We start from the raw sequence: 20,368 nt of genomic DNA on the forward strand, positions 1-20,368 counted from the left end.
AAAAGAGCCACTGACTGTGGCTCTTTTTTTATTCTAAATATCAAAGTATCTGGGAAAATTATGCAACTTGTTCAGTTACCAAACATACAGCTAAATTGTAAAGGTCAAATACTCGACTTATCGAAACCACAGGTGATGGGTATTTTAAATGTGACCCCAGATTCATTTAGTGATGGTGGTGATTATGCTCAGGTCATGCCAGCTGTAGAGCGTGCTAAACAAATGATTGCACAAGGTGTTTCAATTATAGATATTGGTGGTGAGTCAACAAGACCGGGTGCTTTAGCTGTAAGTGTAGAAGATGAGTTAAGTCGAGTTATTCCTGTTGTACAGGTGTTATCTGAGTTAGATGTGATCTTATCTATAGATACCAGTCACCCTGATGTGATTAAAGCTGCAGTGGATGCAGGCGCACATATTTGGAATGATGTACGTGCTTTAACGCGACCTGGTGCACTTGAAATGGCCGTAGATTTAGATGTTCCTGTCATTTTGATGCATATGCGTGGTGAGCCAACCACCATGAACCAGTTGGCTTGTTATGATGATGTTGTTACTGAAGTATTGACTGAGCTAAAAGAAAAAATAATACTCGCACAAAAATCAGGCATACGCCCAGAAAATATTATTATTGATCCAGGGTTTGGCTTTGCTAAAAATACACAGCACAATATTACTTTACTGAATGAACTTTGGCGTTTGCATGAGTTAGGCTTTCCAATATTATCGGGTTTATCACGTAAACGTTTTGTGGGTGAAATGACAGCATGCACTGATGCAACACAACGTGTGATGGGTAGTGTGACAGGGCATTTGTTATCTGTACAACAAGGTGCAAGTATTGTCAGAGTGCATGATGTTAAAGAGACATCACAAGCATTGGCAATGTGGAATGCTTTAGTGTAGTTACACTAAGAATTTATAAAAGATGAGCAACTTAAGTTACTCATCTTTTATATTACTTTTTAGTACCTGTTTGTTTGACAGAAAATACGATATTTTTTGTATCTTCTAGATAGGTCTTTTTATTCTTATCCATAAGTGCACAGACATTAGTACCACATTTAATTAAAAATATATTGGATGATTTACTCTCTTTTTTGAGTTCTACCGTTCTAAAGTCTGTAGAGTCTAAATCTTTCTGTGCCATTTCTTTTGCTTTGTTTTCAGTATTTAACAGTGAATAGAATGTAGCGAATAACATAACGATAATTAGAATAATCAAAGCGCTATTGTTGTTATAATCTTTGTCTAACCTATCATAAAACTTGGAATTGTGAATACGTAGAGTTGTTTTTTTATATTTGCCTGCTTTTTTTAGAAAATACTGATTAAGATTAGTAAAACATTGGGTGCATTTAATGCAATATATTAGCATTATATAAGCTACTAAAACATAAAGAGAATAAAGTAAGTAGTGAAGCCCATTTAAATAACCATAATATACTTTATCTTGGACTGATAAATTTAGGCTTGTAACATCTATACCAAATACATTCAGGTATGCACTTAAGTAAGCTTGGCCGTTAGCAAATAAAAAGACGGTAACTATTGAAATAACTATAGCAACATCAAAACTGGTATTAAATTTCATGTACGTATTTCCCCCAAATGTTTATTTTTGCAGGAAAAAGATGTCATAAGTATTAAAATAATAAATTTATTTGTTGATAGGGTTGGGGAGATTGGGTGTAAATTAATTGACTAGTTTACTGTATATACACAGGGTGTACATTTAGATTTTGTTGAGAATTTTGATGTCTGTTGATTGATGTTGAGAAAGTTAAGTTATTGTTTTTATATTTAATAAAAATAAGGCTCCGAGATGCCGCTGCATGTCTTTACCCTTGAACCCTAAAGTTCAAGGTGGACCACGACGCATACTTGCTGGGTTTCCCACTCAAGGTGGGCATACACTCTAAATATGCAGAACGCAATCCTAAAGTGTTGATATCGGCTCAGGGGAATCAGACTCGCTGGCGAACACCTCAGATAGACTCATTATAAACAAAACCTAGCACTGTGAATATAGCTTAAGGTTGCATTGTGTTAATGTATGCAACACATGCCCATAATTTAAACATGATGTAACTATATGGCGTGATGTTATGTAGATGACTCGACTTCTTCCAAAATATTACGCAATACGTGATGGCATTGCTCGTAATGTTGTAATGACTTATTTAGCGTAACAATTTCTTGCATGAGTGCGAGTGCAACAGAAATCACCAGTTTATTGTGTTCCGTACGAGGGGAAGCATATCTAGCATCTTGAAACTTTTGATTAAGCATATTTACAACACTTTCAAGTTCAGATTGTTTGTCTTTACTGGTTGAAAGTCTGAAAAGTTGGTCAATAACACGTAATTCAACAACAACGGTTTCATCACTCATGATTTATCCTCATCTAACGTATTTGATAAAGTAATTTGTTCGAGGGCTTGAGTGTTTTTGTCTTCAGCTGTGCCAAGTATTCGTAAGCGTTCAATAATTTCTTCGACTTTTAATTTGGCATGTTCATTTTTTTGAACAAGTTTTCCTTGCTCATCATTCAAAAGTTCTATTTTTTGTTGTGCACTATGTAAGTCGTGTTGCAACTTTTCTTTCGTAATTCGTAGCTCATTGCGCTCTGCTAAAATTTCTTGAAAGCGATTTTTTAGATCATTACAGCCTTTTTCAAGGCGGTTGTATCGCTCAATCAGTGTTTTTGCATCATTTTTGAGCGTTTCATGTTTTGACTCTAAATCTGCTGAATGTACACTCAATGCATCAATTTCTTGCGTTTTTTGGGCAATTGTAGCCTTATGTGTCGCAATTTCACTGGCACTACTTTGCTGTAAAGCCTGTTTTTCCTGCTTTAATTGGGCGTGTTCGGTTTCAAGATTGCTTAAACGATTTTTTAAATGGGTAAAATGCGTTTGAAGTCGCTGTAATTCTTCTAACATAGGTGGTCGCACAGAGTTGCAAACAAAGGTAATATATAAGCAGTATAGAGATTGGATAGACGAATGCAAGACGATATTACAGGTTGGTCACAGTGGAACAAACAATTTTCTGAAATTGTAGAGCTTTCTAGCCCAAGTGAACTGCATGGATTACTTACAGGGATTGTTTGTGTGACTGAAGCCCCGACACAAGAACAATGGTCACTGATTCTATCAACACTGAATGTGCCTACATTAGACAATGAAGCATTGCAGTTACTCACAGAAGAAGCCGAAGATACCGCACATGCGCTGTCTGAAGATGATTTAGATTATCTACCGATGTTGCCAGATGATAAAAATACACTACAAGACCGTGTATATGCATTGGCTGATTGGTGTGCAGGTGTGGTTTTAGGCTTTGGCTTGGCATCTGGGCATATCCGTAGCGACGAGCGAGAATTAATCGGTCACTTACAAGATGTTGCTGCTGTTGAATTTGAAGATACAGATGATGATGAAGAAGGTGAAGAAAGTTATCAGGAGCTATACGAATTTGTACGTTTAATCCCTGTGAGTTTGGCGGTAGGGCGTAAGCGTAAGCCTGTGTTAGACAGCTCATTGCTCAAGAATATTCATGAGCGTATCAGTGAAGTCGAAAATGACACAGATGCAAATATTGTAAACGTATTTTCACCGAATAGACCGAGCTAAAACACGATTGGCCTTTGAACGGTATGGAAAAATTATATGGTAAATCATGTTGTAGCATCAGAGTTTATGGCACGTAGAGATACGCTGGTTCAGAAACTTAAACCCAATAGCATTGCACTTGTATCTACCAATGCTGTGAGTTATCGAAACTCAGATGTTGAGTATCCATATCGTGCCGATAGTTATTTTCATTATTTAACAGGCTTTAATGAGCCTGAAGCAATTGTGTTGATTGAAACGTTTGAAGCGAATCAACCAGATCATTACACCTTGTTTTGTCGTGAAAGAAATCACGATGAGGAAATTTGGAATGGTTACCGTACAGGTCTGCAAGGAGCTGTACAACAATATCTTGCAGATCAAGCTGAGCCAATAGACAGTTTTGATGCGCTGTGTTCAGAACGTCTATTAGATAAATCGCATGTCTATATTTGCTTGGGACATGACGATATTTTTGAGCAACGTATTTTAGATATTTTAGAAGAGATGGACAGCGAAACAGCTATTACGCCGTTGCCTTTAAATCCTATCTTAGATGAAATGCGTTTGTTTAAATCTACATTTGAAATTGAACGTATAAAAAAGGCAACTGATATTACAGCCAAAGCCCATACCAATGCCATGCAAGCTGCTTATGGTGGGGTGATGGAGTATGAACTTGCGGCAGAATTGCATTACCAATTTAATAAACATGGTTGTGAACCTGCTTATGGAACCATTGTGGCAGGGGGTGAAAATGCCTGTGTATTACATTATGTTGAAAATAATCAACCCATTGAAAATGGTCAGTTGGTGCTGATAGATGCAGGTTGTGAATACCAATATTATGCCTCAGATGTGACACGAACCTTTCCTGTGAGTGGGATATTTTCTGCTGAACAGCGCGCATTATACCAGTTGGTGCTTGATGCTGAGATTGCCGCAATTGATGCTGTGAAAGTAGGGTCTTCATTTATTGAACCACATAACGTGGCTGTGAAAATATTAACGCAAGGCTTGCTTGATCTTGGTCTGTTACAAGGTGAGCTTACTGAGTTATTAGAAACGCAGGCCTATAACAAGTTTTATATGCATGGTACAAGTCATTGGTTAGGACTAGATGTGCATGATGTTGGGCAATATAAAATAAATGAAGAATACCGCAATTTTGAATCAGGTATGGTGTTAACCATTGAACCCGGCCTTTACATTGCAAAAGATGAGCAAAGTGTTGCTGAGAAATGGCGAGGGATTGGTATTCGAATTGAAGATAATGTTTTGGTGACAGATCAGGGACCAGAAGTACTAACAGCATCTATTGTTAAAGAAGTTGAGCAAATTGAAGCGTTAATGCAAGGTAAAAATAAAAATACTTGAAGGATATAGGTATGCCAGAAGTAATCATTGTTGGTGGTGGCATGGTGGGGCTAAGCCTATCACTCATGTTGGCCAAAGCGAAAATAAAGGTAAAGCTTTTAGAAGCGATTAAATATCCTGCAGAGACAAACCAAACATTGCTTGAATACCATTCGAGTTTTGATGCTAGAAATAGTGCTTTATCACGTCGTAGTATTGGTATTTATCAACAACTTGGCCTTTGGTCATTATTACAACAGCATGCTACGCCTATTTTAGAAGTACAAATTACAGAGCAGGGCTCATTTGGGCATGCTACATTGCGTGCACAAGAAGAACATGTAGAAAGCTTTGGGCAAGTGATTGAAAATGCATGGCTTGGCAGAGTCCTGTTACAAGAAGTGAGACGTTCTGAATATATTGAATTACTTGACGCTATAGAAGTCATCACTTTGACTCAAGATCAATCTCGTGTGCAGGTGACAGCAATACAAGCAGATCAAAGCATGACCTTTGATGCACCTTTAGTGATTGCTGCCGATGGGCGTGATTCAAAATGCCGACAGCTACTTGGTGTGGGTGCGAGTCATCATGATTATGAGCAAGTGGCATTAGTCACGACGGTACAAACCAGTAAACCACATCAACATATTGGTTTTGAGCGTTTTAGCCCGATTGGCCCATTGGCATTGTTACCTTTACCAGGTGATTATCGCCGTTCGGTGGTTTGGCCTGTTAAAAAAGGGGAAGCTGAGCAATGGCTAGGTGAAGAGAACGACGATCACTTTTTAGCAGCACTGCAACATGCTTATGGTGATCGAGCAGGGCGTTTTGAAAAAACAGCCCCCCGTTTTTGCTATCCACTGAGTCAGGTGTTGGCAGACAAGCAAGCTGTAGGGCGAGTGGTGCTGATGGGTAATGCGGCACATACACTGCACCCCGTTGCAGGACAAGGCTTTAACCTGTGTTTACGAGATGCAGATGTACTCGTTCGTTACTTGACCTCACATTTGCAGCAGCATGAAGATATTGGGACACCAAGCGTACTACTTGCTTATGAAAAATCTAGGTTAAAAGACCAACAGCGAGTGATTCGTTTTTGTGACAGTGTTGTGAAAGGCTTTAGTAACCATCACCCAATACTTAAATTGGCACGTAATGTCGGTTTGTTAGCATTTGATCGTATACCTGGTATTAAACCATTGGTTGCTAATTATGCAATGGGGTTGAAAGCATGACACAGATTAGACACGATGCTGTTATTGTTGGTGGTGGCTTGGTCGGTGGTTTAACTGCACTGCTATTACAACAAGAAGGCATACAACCTGTAGTATTAGATCAATCTCCAAAGCTAGATGCTGTAAAAGTACTTGAGCAAGTAGATACTCGGGTTTTAGCACTCAATACCGCAACCATTCATCTGCTAAAAACGGTTAATGTTTGGCAAAATATACAGCGTCATGCACCGTATACAGGCATGCATGTATGGAATAAAAATGGTTATGGGGAAATTTCTTTTGGTCAGCCAAGCATACAGCAACCTTTGGAAAAAGATTGGCTAGGCTCAATGGTTGAGCCAAGTATTATTAATTTGGCAATACAGCAACGCATGTTGGAAGTTTTAACAGATTACAGAACCTCTGTTTCTGTAAAGCATGTTGAGCAAGATGACCAAGGGTGGTGTATTACACTGGCCAATGATGAAAAAATTTATACACACCTTTTAATTGGTGCAGATGGTGCAAACTCATTGGTACGTAGGCAGTCGGGTATAGGTATAAATGTATTCGACTACAAGCAAGCGGCCATTGGCTGTGCGATTAAAACAAAACACCCACATGACCACGTTGCTCGCCAGATTTTTTTACCAACAGGGCCATTGGCATATTTACCTCTTGCGGTAAATGATACCGAAGAGCAAGGCCAGTGGCAGTCTATTGTTTGGACACTTCCAAACGCATTATGCCAACAATATATGCAACTTGATGATCATGCTTTTGTAAAACAGCTGACACAATCTAGTTTATACCTACAAGATGGTGTCCTTGAAGTTGGAAAACGTGCTAGCTTTCCATTAAAAGCTCGTGCAGCGAAACAATATGTACAAGCTGGTTTAGCGTTAGTGGGCGATGCAGCACATGTCATTCACCCTTTAGCTGGTCAGGGCGTGAATATTGGCTGCCTAGATGCGGCCTTGTTAGCAGATATATTAATTCAAGACTGGAAAAGCACAGGGCAATGGGCAACTATGTCTAGCCTTAAAAAGTACCAAAGACAGCGTAAACTTGAAAATGAAATGACCATGCATAGTATGTCTTTTATGAACTGGTTACAACGCAGTGACTACACTGCTATGGTATGGGCAAGAGCAGTTGGTTTAAAGACAGTATATCACTTTTTACCACTCAAAGCATATTTTATGCGACAAGCCAGTGGTGTTTCTGCACTTGCAAAAACACGTTATCGGCTTTAAAAAGGGTTTATTAGCACGGTAATTACGCAAAAAAGTAAAAATAGCCTTTTAGATATTTAACTTACTTGCTACATTGCATTTTTCTAAGATCAAGTGCTTTGCACTAAATTGAATTGTTTTGAAATGGTGGAAAATATCATGGTTGATATGAATGATTATGATGATGCAAAAGATGATGATATTGTTGATGATGCAGAAGCAGATGCTGCCGAAAAAGGTGCACAAAATGCCAATGATAATCCACAAAATGATGCCGATATTGCTGAAGCTGAAAGTTTAACTGTCACAGCAAAGCAAAAAAAACGAGAAACTTTAGAGGAAGAGTTGGCTGCGTTTTTTGCTAAAGGCGGTAAAATTACAGAAGTTCCACCCGATGACAGTGGTTTAGATTGATTAAATAGATGCTTGTAACAAGATTTTACAGAGCTTATGAAATATATTTATTTAGCCCCTTGGAAATTAAATAGTATTTAAAATCAATGACTAAAAATATTTCTAATATTACAGGTAAATATATTCTGTTTTTGGGATTGTATTTATTTGCTAATTAAATCAAATATTTATAGTTTTTTGTTGCTTAAAGCTAATTTTTGTTAACATTTTATATTATTGTTATTAAAAGTTTAATTTTTGCAGAAGCTCTAGTATTATATATGTTCATTAGTTATAAAACTAACTGGGGTAAGGAAACTATCTCAGTGTATTAAACAAAAAATTTTAGGCTGAGCTTAAAAAAAACAAATGTTATATCTCTGGAGGATATCCATGAAATTGAGTCGTATTGCTCTTGCTACAGTGCTTGCAGCTTCCCCATTTGTAGTGGCTAATGCAGGCGTAACAGTAACACCATTGTTGCTTGGTTATACTTTCCAAGATTCTACAAGTAACAACGGTACTAAAAATCTTAACGATAGCGAACAACACTTAACAACTGGCCCAGAACTGAAAGATGATCTTGCAGTGGGTGCAGCATTAGGTCTTGAGCTAACTCCTTGGGCTGACTTCGAAGCTGAATACTTACAAGTAAAAGGCGACGTTAAAGGTGCTCAACAAGGCGCTCAATACAAGCAAAGACAAATCAACGGTAACTTCTTAATCAAATCTGACTTACTGACTAAAAACTACGATAGCAAAATTAAGCCATACGTACTTTTAGGTGGTGGTTACTACAAATATGATTTTGACGGTGTTCCACGTACGTCTTACCAAAACCGTGAAGGCGGTTTAGTAAATACAGGTGCTGGTGTACTTTGGCAGTTAAACGATGCATTAACACTTCGTACAGAAGCTCGTGCAACGTATAACATCAATGCAGATTTCTGGAACTACACAGCACTTGCTGGCTTAAACGTTGTGATCGGTGGTCACTTGAAGCCTGCAGCACCTGTAGTTGAAGTTCAACCAGTACAACCTGCTCCAGCACCTGCTCCAGCACCAGTTGTTGTTCAGCCACCTCAACCACAAGAGTTGACTGAAGATCTAAACATGGAACTACGTGTGTTCTTTGATACAAACAAATCTGATATCAAACCACAATACCGTCCAGAAATTGCAAAAGTTGCAGACGCACTTGGTCAATATCCAAATGCTACAGCACGTATTGATGGTCACACAGATAACACAGGTCCACGTAAGTTAAACGAACGTTTATCTCTAGCTCGTGCAAACTCTGTTAAATCTGCACTTGTTAACCAATACGGTATTGATCCAGCTCGCTTAACGACTCAAGGTTTTGCGTGGGATCAACCAATTGCAAGCAACAGCACTAAAGAAGGTCGTGCAATGAACCGTCGTGTATTTGCAACCATTACTGGTAGCCGTACAGTTCTTGCTCAACCAAAATAATGAACTACTGATTTTTAATCAATAGTTTTAAAAAGCCCCACTTCGGTGGGGCTTTTTAATTACATAATTTTACGTATTGTTGAGTAATATAAATAAAAAATCAAAAAAATTTGTTATAGTAAAATTGGTTCAAAAACAATATCGTTTCAATAACGGAGTAAATATAAATGGGTATTTTTGATTTTGTAAAAGGCATTGGTGATAAGCTACAAGGTAAAACAGAGTCATCTACACCAGTGGCAACAGAACCAACTGCACAAGAAATTGCAAACCAGTTGTTGTCACATATTCAAAGCCTAGGGTTAGCAATTGGTGGTTTATCTGTAAATTATAATAGTGATACAGATACAGCCGTGATTCATGGTGAGGCACAAAGTCAAGCAGATAAAGAAAAAGTGATTTTAGCTGCAGGTAACGTTGCCCATGTTGCACAAGTTGATGACCAAATGACAGTGGCTGAAACAGCAGAAGAGCAAAGCCCTAGTCAATTCTATACTGTACAGTCGGGTGATACACTTTCAAAAATTTCTAAGCAGTTTTATGGTGATGCGAATAAATACAACACGATTTTTGAAGCAAATAAACCATTACTAAAAGATGCAAACTCAATTTATCCTGGTCAGGTTTTACGTATTCCAGAATAAGTAATATTTTAAAAAGATATAAAAAAAGCCTGATTTAAAATCAGGCTTTTTACCATCATCATGCTGTATAAATGTGTGTACATTAAATGTCTCCTAAAGTGGTTAAGACCAGTTCATACGTTTAATGGCGAGCTTGGCCTGTTTACGCTGCTTACGATGAAGAGCTTGAAACTCTTCCGTATGATGTACACCACCTTTTTGTAATAAAGGTGAGCGTGCAACATGGTTTCGTATTTTAGCATGTGCTTTTAGTTTCATGATAAAAGTCCTTTGCTTGGATAAAAAAGCCTAGCTTGAGCTAGGCTTTTTGTAGACATAAACAATGATTTAATCATGGTTTAGTCTCTATTTGTTGCGAGTGTATATTACAACAGATTATGTTTTGGTCAAGTTCTAATCTGTAGCATCTTTAGGCATTGGTTTGACATCCATATCTTCATAAGAAACCATTTTGGTCTTATATTTGATTTTATAACCAATCCAAATGGCTAAAAATACTGGAATGGTAATATATGTTGCAATAATGCCTTTCCAATCAATTTCATGTCCAATAAACGCTTGGTAGTTTTGCCCAAGCGTAATAATTAAACACACTGCAAAAGCGAATAAAGGTCCTAAAGGAAACAGCTTTGCTTTGTATGACAAATCTGAAAGTTTGTAGCCTTGGGTCATATAGCCTTTACGAAAGCGATAATGGCAAATAGCTATACCAAGCCAAACGATAAATCCACACATGCCTGACATGTTAAGTAGCCAAAAGTACACTTCCTTTTCACTTACAAAGTAGGTGAGTAAGCATAAAGCAGCTACTACAGTGGTTGCGTACAATGCATTCATTGGTACGCCACGTGCATCAAGTCGAGCAAATATTTTAGGTGCACTGCCAGATTTTGCCATGTTCCATAACATACGGGTCGATGAATATAGCCCTGAATTTCCTGCTGAAAGTACAGCTGTTAAAATGACTGCATTCATTAGGCCTGCAGCAAAGGCAAGCCCTGCTTTTTCATAGAGGAGTGTGAATGGTGACAGTGCAATATTATTGTCATTAGCCGCTTGTAATAGTAAAGGGTCATCGTAATGAACCAATGTGGCAATAATGAAAATACATAAAACGTAAAATAATAAAATACGCCAAAAGATTTGTTTAATCGCCAATGGAATGGTTTTTTCAGGAGATTTAGACTCACCTGCAGCAACACCAACCATTTCAGTGCCTTGAAATGAAAATCCAGCAATCATAGCCACACCAATCATGGCTTGAAGACCACCAACAAACGGTGCATCTTTGTAATGCCAGTTTGCAAATACAGCACTTGGCTCACTCAGCATAATTTTAGCAATCATAAATATGCCAAGAATAATAAAGGCAATAATTGCAATGACTTTAATGAGTGAGAAGACAAATTCACTTTCACCAAAGCCTTTGACGGTCATGGCATTAATGGAGAAAATAATACCAATAAAAATGAGACTCCACCAAAATCCTGCAATCTCGGGAAACCAGAACTTCATAATAAACTGTACAGCAACCAGTTCAAATGCAACGGTAATGGCCCAGTTGTACCAATAGTTCCAACCCAATGCGAAACCAAAGCCTTTATCTACATATTTATTACCATAGGTGAAAAATGCACCCGATGTTGGGTTGTGTGTAGCAAGCTCACCTAAACTGGTCATTAAAAAGTAAATCATGATGCCAATCAGCACATAAGCAAGTAAAGCACCGCCAGGCCCTGCACTAGCAATGGTTGAGCCAGATGCAAGAAAGAGTCCTGTACCAATAGACCCACCAATCGCAATCATGTTGAGGTGTCTTGCACCCAATTGGCGTTTTAAATGCGTAGGTTGATTTTCGCTCATCTAAATTCCTTATTTGTTGCGTTTAAGCGTGGGCATATAAGACTTTAAAACCATTTTGGTCGGTTTTTATGGTGCATGTCCCAAAAGATTTTTCAATAATCGGCGAGTAGTTTAGGAATCGGTTGGCTACAATCCATAATTCGCCGTTGGTTCTGAGGTGTTGTTTGGCTTCACGGCAAAGATCTTCACTAACCGCATAATGGGTTTTTACTCCTTGATGAAACGGAGGGTTGCTCACAATGGCATCTAATTGTGAAGGCATATCGGCAATGCCTTGCACAGCACAGCATTCAAGTTGCTCTGATATATTGTTTGCCTCAAAGGTCATTTTTGTCGATTCGAGTGCAAAGGCATCAACATCTAAAGCATAAATGGTATTTTTTTTATTTTGTTGTGCTAAGTAACATGCAATCACCCCTGCACCGCAACCAAAGTCTGCAATACGTCCTGTTTTCATTGACTTGAGTTGTGGAAGTAGGACGGCTGTACCTATGTCTAAGTGATCTTGGCTAAAGACACCTGGTAGAGCACAAATTTTAAGGGTATTGTGTTCTGTATCAATCTGGTAGGTTTTTACCCAATCTTGAATGGGTTTTTTAGCGACAGGTTGCTCAAGTTGTGTATGCCAGAGTTGGCAGTGGCGAGCACTGTCTAGTTTTAAGGTGTTGCCATACATTTTAAGTTGTTTGGCTGCACGTTCAACGCCTATTTTCTTTTCGCCAACCAATAATATTTGGCAATCTTTTGCCAAATGACTCGCGACTTGGTGTAGTACGTAGCTTAATAATTCTTTAGATTTTGGCACAAAAATAACAGCTTGATCGTATGTTGCTGCAGGTAGGGTTATGCCAAAATGGGTATTGTAATCTGGGTGGTATTGTTCATAATCCGAAAAATTCCATGTCCAAATACTGGCATCAATACGATGATCGAGTTGTGAGAGTAATTGGTCACTAGGTGCATTAATAAAAAGAACTTTTCCTTTTAAGTACGCTTCTTGGCGTAAGATGACCTCACTACGTGGATCCATAATTGACTCTCATATGTATATAACAACGGACTGCCCAATGCGTTGATATTGGGCAGGGCAGGGTACTTTATTCGTTATTTTCAGGCAAGACAATATTTAAAATAAGTGCAGCAATGCCACCTGTAGCTACACCAGAACTGAAAATATTACGCATTAACTCAGGCATGTGTTTTAAAAAGTCAGGAACTTGAGAAATACCTAAACCTAACGCCAGTGCGACAGCAATAATGAGTAAGGCTCTACGGTCAAGCTTCGTACTGGCTAAAATATTAATGCCAGAAGCAGCCACGGCACCAAACATGACAATCACTGCACCACCTAAAACAGCTTGAGGCACAGCTTGAATGATACCTGCAATTTTAGGAAATAAGCCCAAAATAACCAGCATTGCAGCAATAAAAATGCCTACATAGCGACTGGCGACACCGGTAATTTGAATGACACCATTATTTTGTGCAAATACAGAGCTTGGGAATGTATTAAATATGCCTGCAATAAATGAGTTAACACCATTTACTAATACACCGCCTTTAATGCGTTGCATCCAAATTGGGCCACTGACAGGCTGTTGAGAAACTTTACTGGTAGCAGTAATGTCACCAATCGCCTCTAAAGAGGTCACTAGGTAAATAAAAGCTAAAGGAATAAAGAGCGACCAATCAAAAGAAATACCAAAGTGTAGCGGTGATGGTAGTTGGAAGGTAGGAGCATTATAGAATGTCGAAAAATCTAAATGGCCAAGTAAGCCTGCTAGCATATAGCCTGCAATCAGTGCAATAAATAAAGATGCACTTTTGAGCCAAATAATACGGGTACGGTTAAGAATAATAATCAATGCCAACACAAAGCATGACATCATTAGATTATCGCTGTTGGCAAAAGTACCATCAGCCATGGCACCATAACCACCGCCCATACTAATCAATCCTTCTTTGACAAGAGTTAGACCAATAAGAAGTACCACAACACCTGTAACTAAAGGAGTAATGAGGGTTTTGATCCAGGGTAAAATACGAGATACACCCATTTCAATAAATGCACCTGCGATGACGACACCAAAAATGGCGGCCATCACCTGTTGATACGGTGTGCCATTGGCAATCATTAAGCTACCTATGGCCATAATTGGGCCAATAAAGTTAAAGCTTGTGCCTTGTACAATAAGTAACCCTGCACCTAAGGGCCCAACTTTCTTACATTGTAAAAAAGTCGCAATCCCTGAAATCACCAGTGACATCGATAAAATCATGGTGGTTTCATGTGCAGGAACTTTAAGTGCGCCACAGATTAAAAGACCTGGGGTTAAAATAGGAACAATAATCGCAAATAAGTGTTGTAAGGCTGCAAGTAAGGTCACAGAGACTTTCGGACGCTCATTAAGATGAATAATTAACTCAGATGAGTCGTCTTTATGTGGTGATAATGGGTCAGACATAGAAAAGTGTGGTATAGTTTACGAGTCGTTATTCTAATCGACTTACATGTCTTTACAAAATAAAACATGTGATTGAACTTAAAAAAGTGTGATTGTCAATAAAATGTCACTACTCAATGGTAGTGTTTTTTTGTATAATTTGCCCTCAAATTTTAGGCGTACCGAAATTCATGTCATCAGATATTAAAAATCTCCGTAATATTGCAATTATTGCGCACGTCGACCATGGTAAAACAACTTTGGTTGATAAACTTCTTCAACAATCAGGTGCTTTAGGTGATCGTGCAGGCGAGATTGAGCGTGTCATGGACTCGAATGCGCTTGAAAGTGAACGTGGTATTACCATTCTTGCAAAAAACACTGCAATTACTTGGTTAGACAAGCGTACAGACACGACTTACCGCATTAACATCGTAGATACCCCAGGACACGCCGACTTCGGTGGTGAGGTTGAACGTGTAATGTCTATGGTTGACTGTGTACTACTTCTTGTAGATTCACAAGATGGTCCAATGCCACAAACACGTTTTGTGACATCTAAAGCATTTGCTCGTGGCTTGAAGCCAATCGTTGTATTAAACAAAGTTGACCGTCCGGGCGCACGTCCTGACTGGGTAATGGATCAAGTATTTGATTTGTTTGATAACTTAGGTGCAAGCGATGAGCAGCTTGATTTCCCAGTGGTGTATGCATCAGGTCTAAATGGTATTGCTGGTCGCGAAGTAGATAACCTTGCACCAGATATGACGCCATTGTTTGAAACAATTGTTGATATTGTAGAACCACCAAAAGTAGATGCAGATGGTCCATTCCAAATGCAAATTTCATCACTTGACTATAACAACTTCGTGGGTGTTATTGGTATTGGTCGTATCCAACGTGGTTCTGTAAAACTGAACACGCAAGTGACTGTGATTGATAAAGAAGGTAAAACACGTAACGGTCGTATCTTAAAAATCATGGGTTATCATGGTCTTGACCGTGTAGATGTAGAGTCTGCAGGCGCTGGTGATATCGTATGTATTACAGGTATTGATGCACTGAACATTTCTGACACGATTTGTGATCCGAAAAATGTTGAAGCATTACCACCATTGTCTGTAGATGAACCAACAGTATCTATGACATTCCAAGTTAACAACTCACCGTTTGCTGGTCGTGAAGGTAAGTTTGTAACATCACGTAATATTCGTGAGCGTTTAGATCGTGAATTAATTCACAACGTTGCATTGCGTGTAGAAGACACAGACAGTCCAGACCGTTTTAAAGTATCTGGTCGTGGCGAACTTCATTTATCTGTTTTAATTGAAAACATGCGCCGTGAAGGCTTTGAGATGGGTGTGTCTCGTCCTGAAGTAATCATGAAAGAAATTGACGGTCAAATCCAAGAACCATATGAAAATGTAACATTTGATGTTGAAGAACAGCATCAGGGTTCGATTATGGAACAAATGGGTAACCGTAAAGGCGAAATGACTAACATGGAGCTTGATGGTAAAGGCCGTATTCGTATTGAAGCGACTGTACCTTCTCGTGGTTTGATTGGTTTCCGCTCAGAGTTCTTAACCATTACCTCTGGTTCTGGGATTATGACATCGAGCTTCTCTCACTATGGTCCTGCGAAGCAAGGTACTGTAGCGAAGCGTCAAAATGGTGTGTTAATCTCTATGGTTAATGGCACATGCTTGGCGTTTGCATTGTTCACATTGCAAGACCGTGGTCGTCTATTTGCTGAACCACAGTTAGAAGTATATGAAGGCATGATCGTGGGTATTAACTCACGTTCTGATGACATGACTGTGAATCCAACGAAAGCAAAACAATTAACGAACATGCGTGCGTCTGGTACAGATGAAGCATTAACGTTAACGCCAGCGATTCGTATGACACTTGAGCAAGCACTTGAGTTCATTGAAGATGACGAATTGGTTGAAGTAACGCCAAAATCGATCCGTGTGCGTAAAAAATACTTAACTGAAAACGAACGTAAGCGTAATCGTGGTAAGTAATATTTAAATTATTTGCTTGATGAAAAAAGCCATCTTTATGATGGCTTTTTTTATGCCGATATTTGTATATTTCATGTATTTCTTTATTTCTTTGTCATGTAAATGTGCTTAAATCAGAATCAGTTCACAAATTTTAACAACACTGAAAAAGAGTAGTAGGTTGTAGCCTACACACTTGATAATAACATTGGAGAACTTTATGAGTATTATGAAAGAGTTTCGTGAGTTTGCAATTAAAGGCAATATGATTGACCTCGCAATTGGTGTAATCATTGGTGGTGCTTTTAGTAAAATTGTTGACTCTTTAGTAAAAGATATTTTTATGCCAATTATCAGTTTAATTACTGGTGGGGGTGTTGATTTCACGCAAAAATTTATTGTGCTTGGAAGTAACCCAAATAATCTACAATCACTGGCTGAACTACAAAAAGCAGGTGTGAATGTATTAACCTATGGTAATTTTATTACCATCTTTATTAACTTTATTATTTTGGCCTTTGTTGTATTTATGATGGTTCGTTTAATTAATAAAGTACGTCGTAAAGAAGAGGCCGCACCTGCAGCACCTGCACCAACACCAGAAGATATTCAATTGTTACGTGAAATTCGTGATGAGTTGAAACGCAAAGATGCATAATTAAAAATGTTAAAAAGCCACCTTTTTAGGTGGCTTTTTTTATTTAAAAATGTGACATACGAAATTTGACTTCAACTAAATGATAGCCAAACTTGCTTTTTACAGGGCCTTGAATGGTTTTTTCAGGTGCGGAAAAAACCAATCTATCAATCACTGTCACCAGTTGCCCTTTTTTGACTTCGCCTAATTCACCGCCACGTTTAGCCGAGTTACAGGTTGAATGTTGTTTGGCTAACTTGGCAAAATCGGCACCATCGGCAAGCTTTTGTTTGAGCTGTTGAGCAAGAGTTAAGTCTTTTACCAAAATATGACGAACAATGGCAGTACTCATAAGTCACCTATGCTTTAAGGGGTTGGCATTGCGGACAAAATACGCTTGCACGTTGCCCAAGTTTAAGATTTTCTAAGGTAGTTTCGCAGTTTACGCACATTTCACCGGCACGTCCGTAAGCGAGTAGGGTTTGCTGAAAATAGCCATTTTCACCCATGGCATTGGTGTAATCTCGTAAAGTCGAGCCACCCAGTTGTATGGCTTGTGCCAAAATGCGTTTAATTTCTACGGTCAGTTCTTCAATTTGTTGAGCTGTCAGTGTGTTTGCTGGTTGTGCCGGGTGAACACCAATGTTGAACAGGCTTTCTGTGGCATAAATATTTCCAACACCTACCACAATATGGTTATCCATAATGGCGACTTTAATGGCAGTTTTTTTACGCTGTAAGGCTGTTTTAAGGTACTCTGCATTAAAGGCAGTACTGAGTGGTTCAGGGCCAAGTGGCTGAATAAGTTTTGTATGTGTGTCATCATTGAGCCATAAAATACAGCCGAACCGTCTAGGGTCATGGTATCTGAGCTCTAAATCTTCAAAGCGAATCACCAAATGGTCATGCTTGCGTAGTGGTTCGTTTAACTCACATAATCTAAAACTACCAGACATACCTAAATGCCATAGCATACTTTTACTTTCAAACGCAGCAAAAATATATTTAGAACGCCGTGACAGGTTGGTGAGTTGTTGACCCACAAGTTGCTCTAAGTCAGATGGGATCGGCCAACGTAGTTTGTGTTGGTAGACCGTCACAGCTGTGACCTTGTGTTGAAGCAATGGCAATAAGCTATTTTTGGTGGTTTCGACTTCTGGAAGCTCAGGCATGTGGTGAGATGATGCTTAAATAGGATGACTTATTTTAGCATGCTTCGATTTATAGAGGGAATCGGTACTGATTTATCTGAGTAATGCCTGCTATACTCTCTGACAATTTAAATCATGACGCACAATGATTAGGAAAAAATAATGTCATTTCCATCTCATAAAACATACAACATTAGCTTGGCTTTACTGACATCTTGTATTGCTCAGTCGCTTTATGCACAGACACCTACACCTCATGTTGAAAATTTAGCGACCATTATCGTAGAAGCGACTCGTACAGAGACCAACTATTTAACCACGCCTGCATCGGTGTATAGAGTAGATGCACCAGAAAATAAAAACAGCCTTGGGGTAAACCTAACAGAAGTTGTGCAAGGCATACCCAGCCTACAACTGAATAATCGACAAAATTATGCACAAGATTTGCAACTCTCTATGCGTGGATTTGGTGCACGTTCGACCTTTGGGGTGAGAGGGATTCGTATTTATGTTGATGGGATTCCATCTACCATGCCAGATGGGCAGGGTCAAACATCGAATATTGATCTAAATAGTTTAGATCATGTTGAAGTGCTTACGGGCGCATTTTCATCGCTGTATGGTAATTCATCGGGCGGTACAGTGTTAACAACCACCAAAGAGGGTAAGGGCCCAGACAGTGTAACTGTGAATTATGGTGGAGGTAGTCATGCGAGTAATCAGTCGAATATTATTTTACAAGGCGGTTCAAAAACAGCATCGCAACCTTCATATGTGATTAGTTCCTCTTATTTTAATACTAACGGTTTTCGTGACCATAGTGCAGCAGATAAAGTACAAAACAATGCCAAGCTCACATGGCATTTAGATGATGGCAGTAAAATTAATTGGGTGACTAATTATACTAAAATTAATGCGGCTGACCCAATGGGGTTGACTCGTCAAGATTGGTTGAAAAATGCCAAGCAAGCGGTGACTTCAGCATATACTTTTAATACACGTAAAGCCGTTGAGCAATTACAAACAGGGGCAACGTGGGATAAACCACTGACAGATCACCAATCTATTTCAGTGATGGGGTATGTTGGGCAACGGCAAGTGACGCAGTATCAGTCTATTCCAAAGGCGACTCAAGCCAATCCTAAACATGCAGGTGGTGTGATTGACTTTAGCCGTAATTATTATGGGACAGATTTACGTTGGACAGGCCGTGATTTACTGCCGAAGACTACGCTCAATCTTGGCGTAGCGATTGATGCCATGAATGAAAGCCGTAAAGGATACGAGAACTTTATTGGTAATCAGCTTGGTGTGATGGGTAATTTACGCCGTGATGAAAACAATACGTTGTGGAATGTGGACCCGTACATGCAAGCCTCATGGCAGTTTTTACCTGCATGGCGTTTAGACACGGGAGTGCGTTATAGTAATGTGCATTATCAGTCTAAAGACCATTATGTGACTGCGACTAATCCAAATGACAGTGGTAAGACCAAGTATAATAAAGTACTGCCATCGGCTGCATTAAGTTGGCAGATTTTGCCTGAGCTGACAGCGTATGCGAGTTATGCCAAAGGCTTTGAAACACCAACATTTACCGAAATGGCGTATCGAATCGATGGTAAATCTGGGTTTAATTTTGATTTGTTGGCATCAAGTAGTGATAACTATGAAGTAGGTTTAAAAACAGACAATACCCTTGGCTTTTTCACCCTTGCCGCTTTTCAAGCACGCACCAAAAATGACATTGTTTCAGCAGGCACTTTAGATGGTCGTTCAACATTTCGTAATGCAGATCAAACCTTGCGTGAAGGTCTTGAGCTGAGTTGGAATAAAAAACTATGGAAAGACTTGACTGCACGGGCGAGTTATAGCTACTTAGATGCCACATTTAATGCCGATATTCCTGCAAAAGGTACGTTAAATAAAATTAGCAAAGGCACATATATTCCTGGCGTTGCTAAAAATCAAGCCTATGCAGGTCTTGCATGGCAACCTGAGGTTGGTTTGTATGCAGGTGCCGATCTTCGTTATATGGATAAAATCTACATAAATGATCAAAACTCAGATGCAGCACCACGTTATACCGTGACTTCACTGAATATAGGGTATCGTTATAAAATTAAAGATTGGTCATTCAATACCTATGCACGTTTAGACAATGCATTTAACCGTCATTATATTGGTTCAGTTGTTGTGAATGATTCAACTATGGTAGATGGAAAACCTACCCCACGTGCTTTTGAACCTGCTGATGGTCGTAACTGGAGTGCAGGGCTCAGTGTGAGCAAACCATTTTAATCTGTTTTTAGTATGAAGAGAGGTTGTA

General features: G+C 39.0%; 20 protein-coding genes and 1 other RNA gene. 11 read left to right on the top strand and 10 right to left on the bottom strand.

Translation table 11 applies throughout. The annotated features are described in order from the left end of the window. Positions 1–60 precede the first annotated feature (60 nt). On the top strand, positions 61–906 hold the full coding sequence (gene folP / locus I2F31_RS00525; RefSeq protein ID WP_195769142.1) for a dihydropteroate synthase: 846 nt from the start codon (positions 61–63) through the stop codon (positions 904–906). A gap of 52 nt (positions 907–958) precedes the next feature. Here folP and I2F31_RS00530 read toward each other — a convergent pair whose 3' ends face one another. From I2F31_RS00530 to I2F31_RS00545, 4 genes are all read right to left on the bottom strand, one after another. Then, on the bottom strand, positions 959–1,594 hold the full coding sequence (locus I2F31_RS00530; protein WP_195769141.1) for a hypothetical protein: 636 nt from the start codon (positions 1,592–1,594) through the stop codon (positions 959–961). 219 nt (positions 1,595–1,813) lie between these two features. After that, a non-coding RNA gene (gene ssrS, locus I2F31_RS00535) (6S RNA) lies at positions 1,814–1,998 on the bottom strand. Positions 1,999–2,106: 108 nt separating this feature from the next. Next, a complete protein-coding gene (zapA, locus tag I2F31_RS00540) occupies positions 2,107–2,394 on the bottom strand; it encodes a cell division protein ZapA (protein ID WP_195769140.1) in 288 nt (95 codons plus the stop codon). Continuing rightward, positions 2,391–2,945 carry a hypothetical protein gene (locus I2F31_RS00545; RefSeq protein ID WP_195769139.1) on the bottom strand — a complete coding sequence of 185 codons (555 nt, stop codon included), beginning with the start codon at positions 2,943–2,945 and terminating at the stop codon, positions 2,391–2,393. Before I2F31_RS00545 ends, zapA begins: the two co-directional genes overlap by 4 nt. A gap of 63 nt (positions 2,946–3,008) precedes the next feature. Here I2F31_RS00545 and I2F31_RS00550 point away from each other — a divergent pair, with 63 nt between their 5' ends. The 7 genes from I2F31_RS00550 (at position 3,009) to lysM (ending at position 9,935) form a co-directional block, all read left to right on the top strand. Next, positions 3,009–3,638 (top strand): UPF0149 family protein, encoded by a 630-nt coding sequence (locus I2F31_RS00550; RefSeq protein ID WP_195769138.1) that lies wholly within the window; start codon positions 3,009–3,011, stop codon positions 3,636–3,638. A 36-nt stretch (positions 3,639–3,674) separates the two neighbouring features. Beyond that, complete coding sequence (locus I2F31_RS00555; protein WP_195769137.1) at positions 3,675–4,994, top strand: aminopeptidase P N-terminal domain-containing protein; 1,320 nt, start codon at positions 3,675–3,677, stop codon at positions 4,992–4,994. An 11-nt stretch (positions 4,995–5,005) separates the two neighbouring features. After that, positions 5,006–6,211 (top strand): 2-octaprenyl-6-methoxyphenyl hydroxylase, encoded by a 1,206-nt coding sequence (ubiH, locus tag I2F31_RS00560; RefSeq protein ID WP_195769136.1) that lies wholly within the window; start codon positions 5,006–5,008, stop codon positions 6,209–6,211. Continuing rightward, positions 6,208–7,446, top strand: a complete 1,239-nt coding sequence (locus I2F31_RS00565) for an FAD-dependent monooxygenase (RefSeq protein ID WP_195773287.1) — start codon at positions 6,208–6,210, stop codon at positions 7,444–7,446. Before ubiH ends, I2F31_RS00565 begins: the two co-directional genes overlap by 4 nt. A gap of 138 nt (positions 7,447–7,584) precedes the next feature. Continuing rightward, complete coding sequence (locus I2F31_RS00570) at positions 7,585–7,839, top strand: hypothetical protein (protein ID WP_195769134.1); 255 nt, start codon at positions 7,585–7,587, stop codon at positions 7,837–7,839. Positions 7,840–8,211: 372 nt separating this feature from the next. Next, complete coding sequence (omp38, locus tag I2F31_RS00575; RefSeq protein WP_195769133.1) at positions 8,212–9,291, top strand: outer membrane protein Omp38; 1,080 nt, start codon at positions 8,212–8,214, stop codon at positions 9,289–9,291. Positions 9,292–9,458: 167 nt separating this feature from the next. Beyond that, a complete protein-coding gene (lysM, locus tag I2F31_RS00580) occupies positions 9,459–9,935 on the top strand; it encodes a peptidoglycan-binding protein LysM (RefSeq protein ID WP_195769132.1) in 477 nt (158 codons plus the stop codon). A gap of 102 nt (positions 9,936–10,037) precedes the next feature. Here lysM and I2F31_RS00585 read toward each other — a convergent pair whose 3' ends face one another. The 4 genes from I2F31_RS00585 to I2F31_RS00600 form a co-directional block, all read right to left on the bottom strand. After that, positions 10,038–10,193 carry a hypothetical protein gene (locus I2F31_RS00585; protein WP_195769131.1) on the bottom strand — a complete coding sequence of 52 codons (156 nt, stop codon included), beginning with the start codon at positions 10,191–10,193 and terminating at the stop codon, positions 10,038–10,040. A 135-nt stretch (positions 10,194–10,328) separates the two neighbouring features. Next, positions 10,329–11,798 (bottom strand): amino acid permease, encoded by a 1,470-nt coding sequence (locus I2F31_RS00590; protein ID WP_195769130.1) that lies wholly within the window; start codon positions 11,796–11,798, stop codon positions 10,329–10,331. 22 nt (positions 11,799–11,820) lie between these two features. Continuing rightward, positions 11,821–12,828 (bottom strand): methyltransferase, encoded by a 1,008-nt coding sequence (locus I2F31_RS00595; protein WP_195769129.1) that lies wholly within the window; start codon positions 12,826–12,828, stop codon positions 11,821–11,823. A 67-nt stretch (positions 12,829–12,895) separates the two neighbouring features. After that, a complete protein-coding gene (locus tag I2F31_RS00600) occupies positions 12,896–14,263 on the bottom strand; it encodes a uracil-xanthine permease family protein (protein ID WP_195769128.1) in 1,368 nt (455 codons plus the stop codon). Positions 14,264–14,433: 170 nt separating this feature from the next. Between I2F31_RS00600 and typA the strand changes: the two genes are divergently transcribed. Both typA and mscL read left to right on the top strand, forming a co-directional pair. Beyond that, positions 14,434–16,272 (top strand): translational GTPase TypA, encoded by a 1,839-nt coding sequence (gene typA, locus I2F31_RS00605; protein ID WP_195769127.1) that lies wholly within the window; start codon positions 14,434–14,436, stop codon positions 16,270–16,272. A 199-nt stretch (positions 16,273–16,471) separates the two neighbouring features. Further along, positions 16,472–16,909: a large conductance mechanosensitive channel protein MscL gene (gene mscL, locus I2F31_RS00610; RefSeq protein ID WP_195773288.1), complete on the top strand. Its 438-nt coding sequence runs from the start codon at positions 16,472–16,474 to the stop codon at positions 16,907–16,909. 43 nt (positions 16,910–16,952) lie between these two features. Here the strand turns inward: mscL and I2F31_RS00615 are convergent, their stop codons facing one another. After that, complete coding sequence (locus I2F31_RS00615; protein ID WP_195769125.1) at positions 16,953–17,240, bottom strand: peptidylprolyl isomerase; 288 nt, start codon at positions 17,238–17,240, stop codon at positions 16,953–16,955. Between the two features lie 7 nt (positions 17,241–17,247). Then, positions 17,248–18,060, bottom strand: a complete 813-nt coding sequence (mutM, locus tag I2F31_RS00620) for a bifunctional DNA-formamidopyrimidine glycosylase/DNA-(apurinic or apyrimidinic site) lyase (RefSeq protein WP_195769124.1) — start codon at positions 18,058–18,060, stop codon at positions 17,248–17,250. Positions 18,061–18,201: 141 nt separating this feature from the next. On the opposite strand from mutM, the gene I2F31_RS00625 reads away from it, so the two are divergent. After that, positions 18,202–20,340, top strand: coding sequence for a TonB-dependent receptor (locus I2F31_RS00625; protein ID WP_195773289.1), 2,139 nt, complete (start codon positions 18,202–18,204; stop codon positions 20,338–20,340). Positions 20,341–20,368: the final 28 nt, after the last annotated feature.

This window comes from Acinetobacter rathckeae (genome assembly GCF_015627125.1).
In the GTDB taxonomy this organism is placed as follows: Bacteria; Pseudomonadota; Gammaproteobacteria; order Pseudomonadales; family Moraxellaceae; genus Acinetobacter; species Acinetobacter rathckeae.